This is a genomic window from Catonella sp. (assembly GCF_052169795.1).
Classification (GTDB): Bacteria; Bacillota; Clostridia; order Lachnospirales; family Lachnospiraceae; genus Catonella.
Genome location: NZ_JBQNBU010000002.1, coordinates 1 through 11,185, shown reverse-complemented (window position 1 = coordinate 11,185; position 11,185 = coordinate 1). Strand labels below are relative to the sequence as shown.

Sequence of the window (11,185 nt, the reverse complement as noted above, 5' to 3'; positions counted from 1 at the left end):
GAAAAGAAGGTAACGAATGAAATTTATAAGATTAAATAAAGGAACTGTCAGATGTATTCTTACAGCGGAAGACATGGAAGAGTACGGAATTGGCATTGATGACTTTATAGAACAAAGTGATCAGGCTTCTGACTTTATCCATGAACTTCTTGAGAGAGCAGGTGCGGAGGTAGGAACAATATCTAAGAGTGGCATGGTTACTCTTGGGATAATGCAGATGCCGGGTGGTAAGGTATCTATTACTATTACTGATGCCGCTATGGAAGAGGCTGTTGATGTAGGTATGGCAGAAAGGCTTGAGACATTATTTAGAAAAATGTCTCAAGTGGATAAGTTACGCCAAACTATAACCGAAATGGGTAGTGGGCGTGAAGATAATGAGCAGGAAGTGAAATCTCCGGAGAAATTGATAACTGAATCAATTGTAGGAATTGATGGAGAAAAAACAACTCATGTATTGCTTTTTGACACACTTGATGATATAAGTGAGTATGCAAAGTCAATTTCTTATGGAAGACCAATAAAGAGTGACTTGTATAAGGTGGATGATGGATATATTTTAGTAGTTCATAAAGCCTCTATGGCAACCCTGTCTTATGCAAAAGTCTGTTTTATGGCTATTGATTTTGGGGCTAAGATTAAGAATAGACCTGCATTAGAAGCATCACTATTGGAGCATGGAAACCTGCTAATCGCAAGAAAAGCACTTCAGGTTATGAAAAACATTTAAAATGCAAGAGGCAGAAACCCTGTTCAAGTATACTTGTAAGAGGGTTTGTGCCGTTTTGTCATAAATAATAATACAATATAGGAGAGACATTATGTTAGATATCAAATTTTTAAGAGAGAACCCTGATGTTGTAAAACAGAACATCAGAAACAAGTTTCAGGATGCTAAGCTTCCTTTAGTAAATGAGGTAATAGAGCTGGATGAAAGAGCAAGAGAGTTAAAAACTAAGGGAGACAGCCTTCGTGCTGAAAAGAATACATTAAGTAAGCAGATAGGTGCCTGTATGGCAAAGGGCATGAAGGATGAAGCAGAGGAGCTTAAAAGAAGAGTAGCAGCCGATGCAAAAGAGCTTGAGGCTATGGAAAAAGAACAGTCTGAGCTTGATGAGAAAATCAAGAAGATTATGATGACTATACCTAACATAATTGATGAAAGTGTTCCAATAGGTAAGGATGATTCACAGAATGTAGAAGTTCAGAAGTTTGGTGAGCCTAAGGTTCCTAATTTTGAAATACCTTATCATACACAGATTATGGAGAGTTTTGGCGGTATTGATCTTGAAAGTGCAGGAAGGGTAGCAGGTAATGGTTTTTACTACCTTATTGGCGACATTGCAAGGCTTCATTCTGCTGTGCTTACTTATGCAAGGGACTTTATGATAGACAGAGGCTTTACTTACTGTGTCCCTCCTTTTATGATTAGAAGCAATGTAGTTACAGGAGTTATGAGTTTTGCAGAAATGGATGCTATGATGTATAAGATTGAAGGTGAGGATCTTTATCTTATAGGAACAAGTGAGCATTCTATGATAGGAAGATTCATCGACCAGATGCTTGATGAAGAGAGTCTTCCGCAGAAATTTACCAGCTATTCACCTTGCTTTAGAAAAGAAAAAGGTGCACATGGTATAGAGGAAAGAGGAGTTTACCGTATACATCAGTTTGAAAAGCAGGAAATGATAGTAGTATGTAAGCCTGAAGAAGCTATGAAGTGGTACGATAAGATGTGGCAGAATACAGTAGACCTCTTTAGAAGCCTTGATATTCCTGTAAGAACCTTAGAGTGCTGCTCAGGTGATTTAGCTGACCTTAAGGTAAAATCTGTGGATGTGGAGGCTTGGAGCCCAAGACAGCAGAAGTATTTTGAGGTAGGAAGCTGTTCAAATCTCGGCGATGCTCAGGCAAGGAGACTTCGCATAAGAGTACGCAATAAGAATGGTAATTATTTTGCAACCACTCTTAACAACACAGTTGCGGCACCACCTCGTATGCTTATAGCCTTCCTTGAGAATAACTTAAATGAAGATGGAAGTGTAAATATTCCTGAGGTTTTAAGACCTTATATGGGTGGCAAGGAAAAGCTTGTACCTAAGAAATAATTTATAACTAAGGAATGTAAGTATTTCTTAAGAATAAAGTTTCTCCGATTTAATTGACATTGATGGATATTAGGGTTAAGCTTATCTTGTCAGTTAATTCGGAGATTTTTTGTTTTAAAGAAAATTTCTATAAAAATATTTCCGAGAAATATTGTGCTTTTATTTGTATTTGGAGGAATATGTACGGATATGTAAATGTTAATAAAATGGAGTTGAAAATGAAGGAGTTCTATGAGTTTAAGGGGTTTTATTGCGGACTCTGTGAAACTCTGGGAGGAAGGTATGGTATTAGCAGCAGATTTTCGCTTTCCTATGATATGACTTTTCTGATAGTGTTTTTAACTTCACTTTATGAACCTGAAATTATAGTAAGAAATAAACGCTGTATGGTACATCCTCTTCGTAAAAGCCTTGTAATTACAAATAAATTCAGTGAGTATGCGGCAGATATGAATATAATTTTAGCTTATGAGCACTTTGTGGATGATTATAAAGATGAGAAGAAGCTTAAGGCGGCAGCAGGGCTGTTGGCATTTAAGCATTCATATAAAAAGGCAGCAGATAAATATGAACGACAGGTTAAAGCTATAAAAAAAGAACTGGGAGAGCTTAGCAGACTTGAAGCAGAGGCTTGCGATGATGTTGAAGAAGTGGCAGGGACTTTCGGAAGGCTGATGGCTGAAATTTTTGTATATGAAAAGGATAACTGGGAAGAAGATTTAAGAAGAATAGGTTTTTTTATAGGAAAATTCGTCTATATAATGGATGCCTATGAAGATGTGGAAGAAGATGCTAAGAAGGGGAATTATAACCCTTTCAGAAATATTTACAAAGAAAGTAATTTTAAAGAAAATGTAAGAACAATGCTTGAAATTACACTTGGTGAATGTACAGCAGCATTTGAAAGATTGCCGCTTATAAAAGATGTCGACATTTTAAGAAATATATTGTATGATGGAGTTTGGTCAAAGTTTGAGACAGGAGGAGAGATAAATGAATCCGTATGAGGTACTTGGCATATCAAGTAATGCCGATCTTGAAGAGATAAAGAAAGCTTACAGAGAGCTTAGCAGGAAGTATCATCCCGATTCTTATGCAGGTAATCCGCTTGCTTCACTTGCAGAGGAGAAATTTAAGCAGGTTCAGGAAGCTTACGACACTATTATGAAAGAAAGAAACAGTGGGCATAGCTATTCCGATTCATATAACAGAACTGATACATATGACAATAGGAGCTCATATAATAATTCGTATAATAATACAAATTATTACGGTGGTGATACCGGTGAAATGGCTGAGGTCTATTATCTTCTTAACAGAAGAGCTTACAGTCAGGCACTCAGAATCCTTGAAGGTATGAGGGACAGAAATGCCAGATGGTATTACTTCAGTGCGATTGCACAGGTAGGACTCGGAAATACTATGCGTGGCATAGAATTTGCAAAGACTGCAGTAGCTATGGAGCCCGGAAATATGGACTATCAGAATCTGGTAAATCAGTTAAGTTTTCAAAGTAACAGATATACAACTGTAAGAAATAATTACCGAGGTGGGAGAAGCACCTTAGATGATGCTACAAATATGCTCTGTAACCTCTGGTGTGCAGATACACTTTGTGAATGTATGGGAGGAGATTTGTGTTCATGCATGTAAATGTGAAAAAATTAGTATATGCGGGACTTTGCCTTGCAATTTCAATGGTTTTAATTCTGCTTGAAGGCGTATTCGGTATGAGTACGCTTTTTTTACTAAGTCTGTCCGGATTTTTTGTGGGAGTTGTAATCAGAGAGTCAGGACTGAAAATGGGAGCAGCCTATATTGTATCTTCTTTAGCACTTGCTTTTTTCATAGCTCCGGATAAAATTAAAATAATAACCTATGCAGTAGTAGAAATATATATACTGGCAAGAGAGGGCATTTGGGAGTTTATTGCAAAAAAGCCTATTAAGGATATTAAGAAGGCTCAGTTGATATATTTCTTTTCGAGATTGGCAGTATTTAATATGATTACCGTACCGATGTTGTTAATATTTCCACAGCTATTTTTAACACAGACAGATATAAAATGGATACTGATAGGGATAGCTGCAATGCAACCGGCATGGTTCATAGGAGATAAAGCCTATGATGCATTTCAGATAGGAATATGGAACAGGATACAGGTTTGATATGATATTAACTAAATATACCGGGACAGCTCATAATGTAGCAGACCTGAAAGAGGCTGTTTATGACGGAGATGGAGAACTTACAAAGATTGCAGCTTATGCTTTTAAGGAGCATAGGGAGCTTACGGAGGTAAATCTTCCTGAAAATGTAGAAGAAGTAGGAAATAATGCTTTCTACAATTGTAGAAATTTGTTAAAATTTACATTTTTTGACAAGACAGAGAGTTTTGGAGATGGAGCATTTCGTAATTGTACCAAGTTAGACTATATAGGACTTAACAGCTCGGGTGGTAGCTTAAGGGGACTAAAGGAAATAATCTTTGCCATGTCAAAAGGTGTGACGGTGTCTGTTTATGGAAATGAGCTTTTCTTTCCGCATTTTCAACCGGAATTTCAAGATAATGTGGGAGCTAAAATAGTGGCTGAGATTATGCATGGAGCAGGAATGAATTATAGAGAATGTGTGGACAGAGAAGGCATTGACTATATGAAATATGATACCCAGTTTACAATTCAAAAATATTCTATGGAGCTTGATGAGGCGGTGGCAGTCTGCAAGGCAAGGCTTATTTATCCTATAGAGTTAAGAAATGAGAAAAGAGAAGAATATTTAGAGTTTTTAACAAATAATAAGAAAGCTTTGTTTGATGAAGCTGCAGTATATAAGGATAGCAATAAGGTATTAGCCTACATACATACAGGAATTTTTGCTACAAAAGAGGATGTGGATGAGGCAATGGATTTTTTCTGTGAAAAAGATTTTGCAGAAGGAGTCAATATTTTGATAGATTATAGAAATAAGACATTTAAGAAAACAAGTATAATGGATATGGAAATATAAAATGGGAAGAAGCAATAAAGAATGGGAAAATCTTGGACTTAAGATATTCAATGCAGCTAAGAATGAATTATATCTTTCTATGTGCTATCTCTATGCCGCGTTAGATGGGCTTACCATAGTTCCTGATATGAGGGTGGATTTTCTGGCCACAGATGGAGCTAAACTCTACTTTGTGCCTATGCTCTCTGCCGAGAAATATATGGAGAACCCAATATTTATAAATAGAGCATATCTTCATAGTGTACTCCATTGTCTTTTTGGACATATGTATAGAAGAGAAGGCAGAGATGAGGATATGTGGAACTTAGCCTCAGATATTATGGTAGAGGGTATCATAGATGAGATGGGGGTTGCAAGTGTAGAAATGGTAGTTCCCCCACTTAAGGAAGAAGCTACAGCAAGGATAGCAAGGGAGTGTAAGATATTTTCTGCTGAGTACATTTATGATTATTTAAAGAAAAATAAAGAAGATATACTTATGCTTGAAAATTTTTACAAGGTGGATGACCATTCACTTTGGACTGATAAAAATAATGATGAAAATAAAACCGATAAAGATAAAAAAGAAGAAGATGCACGAGAAGAAGAACTTTGGAAGGATGTAAGTACAAAGATTCAGACTGAGATTGAAACTTATTCAAGAAGTATAGGAATTGAAAATACAAAACTTTATCAAAGTCTTGTGACAAAGAACAGGGAAAAGGTATCTTATACGGACTTTTTAAGGAAATTTAAAGAGCCTGTTGAAGAAATTAAGCTTGATTTTGAAACATTTGATTATGGTTTTTATAATTATGGGCTGAGGCTTTACGGCAATATGCCGCTTATAGAGGAACCGGAGTACAGGGTTTCGGAAGCGGTTAAAAATTTTGTGGTTGTAATAGATACCTCCGGCTCGGTAAGCAGAGAAATTGTGACAGGTTTCTTAGAAGAAACTGTTAATATTCTTACGGAGGAAGGCACAGGGGAAGACTTTGGCATAACCAAACAATGTGTAATAATTCAGTGTGACAATCAGATTCAGGATATGAAGGTACTGAAGGGCAAAGATGAATTAGAGCTATACATTAGGGAGTTTGAAATAATCGGGCGTGGAGGTACGGATTTCAGAGCAGCTTTTAATTATATAGCTGAGGAAGTAAAAGCGGCGAGGATGAGTAAGCCTTCAGGACTTATTTATTTTACGGATGGATATGGAACTTATCCTGAAATGAAGCCGGAATATGATGTCGCCTTTGTGTTTCCCGAAACTGCCTATCCTGATGGAAAACTGCCTTATTTAAATGCAGAGTTTCCGGTTTGGGCGATGCATTTGGTTGTGAATGTTTAAGAAATATTACAGATATGGAGGCAGTACATGTCAGATGATAAGTTGATTTTAATTGCAAATGATATAAATATTAAAAATATGATTTACACATTCAGAGGAATGCAGGTGATGCTTGATAGTGACCTTGCTATGTTGTATCAGGTGGAGACGAAATATTTAAATAGGCAGAGAAACAGAAATACTGAAAGATTTCCAGAGGATTTTTGCTTTCAGTTGTCAAAAGAGGAGTATGCTATTTTGAGGTGCCAAAATGTCACCTCAAAAAATGAAGTGGGCTCAGGTGGTCGAAGATATATGCCTTATGTCTTTACCGAACAGGGGATTGCGATGCTCTCATCTGTACTTAAAAGTGAAATAGCAAATAAAGTTTTGTAGTAAGATAGATACTTTACAGGATATTTCTGGGATAAGAAAATAAAAATAGTGAAAATTAGACGAAATCAGCTTTAATAACACATGAAAATAAAATCTGTATATAAAATGACTGATGTTTAGAAGAATCAGAATAAAAAATAAAAGTTGGAGAGATAGAGCATGAATATAGAAGCGGCGAAAACAGAGATTAAGAGAACTTTAGCTCTTTATTTGGAAAAGGATGAGATGGGCAACTATTTGCTTCCTCAGGTGAAACAGCGTCCACTTTTTTTGGTAGGACCTCCGGGAGTAGGTAAAACCGCCATTATGGAGCAGGTGGCAGCAGAAGAAGGAGTTGCACTGGTTTCATATACTATCACCCACCATACAAGGCAGAGTGCAGTAGGACTTCCTTTTATTAAAGAAAGAGAATATGACGGGAAAATGTATTCCACTACCGAATACACTATGAGTGAGATTATAGCTAGTATTTATGAGAGCATAGAGCAGACAGGAATCAGAGAAGGAATTCTTTTTCTTGATGAAATAAACTGTGTGTCAGAAACCCTTGCTCCTATGATGCTTCAATTTTTACAGGAGAAAAAGTTTGGTAATTTCAGTGTGCCTAAGGGCTGGATTATAGTTACGGCAGGAAATCCGGCAGGTTATAACAAATCTGTAAGAGAATTTGATACTGTAACCTTGGATAGAATAAGGCAGATAACCATAGAAGCAGAGTACAGCGTATGGAAGAACTATGCCATAAAACAAGGTGTACATCCTGCGATTATGAGTTTCTTAGAGATTAAAAAAGAAAATTTTTATCATATGGAGACAACTGTAGAAGGGAAACGTATAGTTACTCCAAGAGGCTGGGAGGATTTTTCTGTACTTCTCTGGGGTTATGAAAGAAAGGGCTTTGAAATAACTAACGAGGTGGCTCTTGAGTTTATAAAGGACAAGAGAATAGCTGTAGACTTTGTTAATTTCCTTGAACTTTACCGTAAGTATGAGAATAAATACAGGATTAAAGACATACTTGAACATGGAGATATAGAGGCAGAACTTCCGAGCTATGAAGGTGCAAGTTTTGATGAGAAGATAAGTGTGGTGTCTATGATACTTTCAGGACTGAATAGCTACTTTATAAAGACTTACAGGGAAGAAGAATATATTAAACGCTTATTTAATATACTTAAGAAAGCTAAGGAAGAAGAGGGATATAAGACAGTATGTGTACTTTATGGGAATGAAAGAAAAGAGTATGAAAAACTAACTCTTGGAAGAGCCTTAGACAAAGTGCAGGACAAAATATATGTTAAGACAATAAGTAAGCTTGCTGAACTTATAAAGCTTGGTGAAGGGGTTGAAGAGGAAGCTTTTGCAGGTGAAATGTCAGCATTTTTTGCAAGAGAAAAGAAAACAGTACTTGAAACCACAGAAAAGGCAGAGAAAGCACTTTCAAATGCAATAAGCTTTATGGAGAGGTATTTTACTCCTGCTGATGACAGCGAGGAACTTGTTGTAGCTTCAGGCTCGGAGATGGTTTATTTTATCTCAGAGCTTGAAACCAATTATTACAGTATGAATTTTATAAGGGAACACTCAAATGTGGATATAAAGAAATATGGAAAACTCTTAAAGACTTCTACTTTGAGAGATAAGCTTATGAGTGAGATAAGAGGGGAGTAGTAATATATTTATATACCTTCTATACGCATATATACAGACGACTGAAAATATTCGTCTTTTCCCTCAAATTTCGCATTTCCCTGATACTTTCTTGCAACCGATTGTATAGAAGAAAGACCTATGCCGAAGCCCTCTCTTTTAGTGGAACGAAATCTCCCGTCTATAGATATAAAATTTCCGTCATAAGAGTTATCCATAGTGATAACAAACGTATTATATCTTATTCCGCTGCATATTTTTATAAACCTTTTATCCTTATCTATTTTCATGCAGGCATAAGTAGCATTTTCAAGCAGATTGCCAAATATTACCGAAAGCTCACTGTTAAAGCTGGTATTTTCTATATTAGGTACAACGAGTCTGGCAGTAAATGCAATGTTTTTATCCTTGCATATAGCAGAATAATGGGAAATGATTGCGTTTACAGCCGTATTTTCACAGTATCTGTCCTGTGGCTTTGGTACATTGTCTATGAGCGAGTTTATGTAACTGTCAAGTTCACCATTTGCACTACCTGCAAGCTCTTTGATTGTGATTAGATGGTGGCGTAGGTCATGTCGCTGTTTTTTTAGAGCTTTTTCACTATTTGTAATCAGCTCGTTATACTTTCTTTGCTCATCCATCTGTATTCTTATAAACTCAAGCTCTGAGGTAAGTTTTTCATTATCATTTTTTATTTTGGCTGTATCTCTTGTATAAAAGCCTATAATAAATCCCATTACTAAAATGAACAGCAGGATTCCGTATTGAAATAGTGAAGCAAGCTTGTAGGTAAATCTGAAATAATAGTTTGCAACTTCAATAAGTGCAGAAATTGTCAAAATCATTATAGGAAGGATGAACCTTTTTGCCTGTAAGCTGTCATTTTTAAATGCCTCATAGAGAATAAAAAATAAAAGAAGAGAAAGTGCGCAAGGGTTAATAATATGGAAGGCATACATACTACTTGACAGAGGATATATACCTAAAAGCTGTAATATTAAAGAAAGGATGGCTGCTATAGTTATAAAAGCCGAGATTATATATAGCGGCTTTGGATTTTTAAAATCAACTGATACGAGGGTAAGGTGTATCAGAGGTATAGCTAAGGTAAAAAGCCCTATGAAGGCACAAAGGTAGAGAAAAGTCGGATTTTTAATTATTAAGGCAGTGAGGGTAGATTCTCCCAATGCCCAAACTCCTGATGTAAGGGCAAATATGCCAAGCCAAAAAAATATAAGGCTTATTTTCTTTTCAAAAAATTTGAGTATTAAGGAAATCACGATAAGAGATATGCCTGTTCCGATTTCAACAATGGCAAGCAAAAATATATATTTGTACTCCGTTATCCTATCCTGAAATATAGACTTTATAGAGCCTATAATCGGAGGATATATAGTCATTGAGCTGCGGGTTTTGGGGGAGAGAAAATTGATTTTAAGTTCAGTTTCTTTGTTTCTTACAGCAGGTTCTGATATAAATACTTCGGTGGCAGGATCTCTCATAAAAGCCGGATAGGTTTCTTTCTTTCCAAATTTATAAATTTCTATATCGTCAGTATATACTGTTGCAGGTGTATATGCGGTTTTAGCATAGATGAAGTCCTTTTCTTTAGGATAAATATAAGCCATGACAGTAACGGGAGTTTCAGTTTAAAACCAAGTGATGAAAAAAATGCGATTATTGTAAGTAAAACTAAAATAATCTGCAAAGAAATAAAAAATTTAGTATGTATTTTCAATTCATAAGCCCCCTTGTACTGTCAAATAAGTAATTTTCCAAAGTATTTTTAGCTTTTGTCAATAATTCTCTGCGTATAGGAACATTAGTATGGTTTCCCATTGCAAAGCATTTAAGTTCAGTATCAATATATCTCACAAAAGAAAGGTTAACTACAAAGCTCTTGTGAGGAATGAAAAACTGTTCTTCAGGAAACTGTTCATTTAAATCAGAAAGTTTCCCATATATGTAGACATCCTCAGTATTATTTAAACATATAAATATTTTGTGTACCTGCTGCTCGATATAAATAATATCCGCAAAAGGAATTTTTTGTAAATTTCCGTTTTTTTGTATCAGAAGAGAAGGTACATCCTGCTTTTTTTAAAGTGCCAAACGCAGAGTGTCTTCTATGTTTTCTTTTGAATAAGGTTTTTCAATATATTTTATTGCAGACAGGCGGTAGCTTTCAAGTGCGTGGTCTTTGCTTGCAGTTACAAAAGCGACAGGAATATCTTCATCTTTTTGGCGGATAAGCTTTACTGCTTCTATTCCACTTAGTTCGCTGTCCATATAAATATCCATAAGGATAAGGTCATATTTTCCCTGTTCAAAGACATTAAGTAATTTTTCGCCATTTTCAAAAACGCTGTATATGTTTTTTATACTGCTCTCATCAAGCAGTGCAAGCAGTCTGTTTCTTTGCGCTGTTTCATCTTCACAGACTGCTATTTTTAGTACATCCGACATTTTAAAGCTCCATTCTTTTTATAAACAACAATAGAAGTGTATCATACAATCACATTTTAATCAATTTGTCAACTACGAATTATGTCATCCAAATAGAAAGGAAGGTTATTGATATTCTTGAAATAATTCATGTTACTGCTTTAGAGTAGGATAAAGTATATTGTATAAAACTGTTTAGTGAGTTATAATACCTGACTTCCGTCGTTTCTCTAAAAACATAGTACTCTAATCAATCAGCATACAG

The 11,185-nt window shown here is 35.8% G+C and carries 12 protein-coding genes; 9 read left to right on the top strand and 3 right to left on the bottom strand.

The genetic code is table 11. The features are described 5' to 3' along the window. The first annotated feature begins 16 nt into the window (after nucleotides 1-16). From ACTTKP_RS00395 to ACTTKP_RS00355, 9 genes are all read left to right on the top strand, one after another. Complete coding sequence (locus ACTTKP_RS00395; RefSeq protein ID WP_442551926.1) at nucleotides 17-730, top strand: adaptor protein MecA; 714 nt, start codon at nucleotides 17-19, stop codon at nucleotides 728-730. Nucleotides 731-821: 91 nt separating this feature from the next. Continuing rightward, nucleotides 822-2,108: a serine--tRNA ligase gene (gene serS, locus ACTTKP_RS00390; RefSeq protein ID WP_442551925.1), complete on the top strand. Its 1,287-nt coding sequence runs from the start codon at nucleotides 822-824 to the stop codon at nucleotides 2,106-2,108. 179 nt (nucleotides 2,109-2,287) lie between these two features. Next, nucleotides 2,288-3,115 (top strand): DUF5685 family protein, encoded by an 828-nt coding sequence (locus tag ACTTKP_RS00385; RefSeq protein WP_442551924.1) that lies wholly within the window; start codon nucleotides 2,288-2,290, stop codon nucleotides 3,113-3,115. After that, nucleotides 3,102-3,761 (top strand): J domain-containing protein, encoded by a 660-nt coding sequence (locus ACTTKP_RS00380; protein WP_023353330.1) that lies wholly within the window; start codon nucleotides 3,102-3,104, stop codon nucleotides 3,759-3,761. Before ACTTKP_RS00385 ends, ACTTKP_RS00380 begins: the two co-directional genes overlap by 14 nt. Then, on the top strand, nucleotides 3,746-4,276 hold the full coding sequence (locus ACTTKP_RS00375) for a hypothetical protein (RefSeq protein WP_442551922.1): 531 nt from the start codon (nucleotides 3,746-3,748) through the stop codon (nucleotides 4,274-4,276). Before ACTTKP_RS00380 ends, ACTTKP_RS00375 begins: the two co-directional genes overlap by 16 nt. 1 nt (nucleotide 4,277) lies before the next feature. Further along, nucleotides 4,278-5,117: a leucine-rich repeat domain-containing protein gene (locus tag ACTTKP_RS00370; protein WP_442551921.1), complete on the top strand. Its 840-nt coding sequence runs from the start codon at nucleotides 4,278-4,280 to the stop codon at nucleotides 5,115-5,117. A gap of 1 nt (nucleotide 5,118) precedes the next feature. Next, nucleotides 5,119-6,447 carry a vWA domain-containing protein gene (locus tag ACTTKP_RS00365; RefSeq protein ID WP_442551920.1) on the top strand — a complete coding sequence of 443 codons (1,329 nt, stop codon included), beginning with the start codon at nucleotides 5,119-5,121 and terminating at the stop codon, nucleotides 6,445-6,447. A 27-nt stretch (nucleotides 6,448-6,474) separates the two neighbouring features. After that, nucleotides 6,475-6,822: an ORF6N domain-containing protein gene (locus tag ACTTKP_RS00360; RefSeq protein ID WP_442551919.1), complete on the top strand. Its 348-nt coding sequence runs from the start codon at nucleotides 6,475-6,477 to the stop codon at nucleotides 6,820-6,822. Between the two features lie 159 nt (nucleotides 6,823-6,981). Further along, nucleotides 6,982-8,493, top strand: a complete 1,512-nt coding sequence (locus ACTTKP_RS00355) for an ATP-binding protein (protein WP_442551918.1) — start codon at nucleotides 6,982-6,984, stop codon at nucleotides 8,491-8,493. Nucleotides 8,494-8,501: 8 nt separating this feature from the next. On the opposite strand, the gene ACTTKP_RS00350 is transcribed toward ACTTKP_RS00355, so the two are convergent. The 3 genes from ACTTKP_RS00350 to ACTTKP_RS00340 all read right to left on the bottom strand — a co-directional run bounded on the left by ACTTKP_RS00350 (nucleotide 8,502) and on the right by ACTTKP_RS00340 (nucleotide 10,941). Next, nucleotides 8,502-10,103: a GHKL domain-containing protein gene (locus ACTTKP_RS00350; RefSeq protein WP_442551917.1), complete on the bottom strand. Its 1,602-nt coding sequence runs from the start codon at nucleotides 10,101-10,103 to the stop codon at nucleotides 8,502-8,504. 106 nt (nucleotides 10,104-10,209) lie between these two features. Beyond that, on the bottom strand, nucleotides 10,210-10,521 hold the full coding sequence (locus ACTTKP_RS00345; protein ID WP_442551982.1) for a LytTR family DNA-binding domain-containing protein: 312 nt from the start codon (nucleotides 10,519-10,521) through the stop codon (nucleotides 10,210-10,212). 54 nt (nucleotides 10,522-10,575) lie between these two features. Then, nucleotides 10,576-10,941: a LytR/AlgR family response regulator transcription factor gene (locus ACTTKP_RS00340; protein WP_442551916.1), complete on the bottom strand. Its 366-nt coding sequence runs from the start codon at nucleotides 10,939-10,941 to the stop codon at nucleotides 10,576-10,578. Between the last annotated feature and the right edge of the window lie 244 nt (nucleotides 10,942-11,185).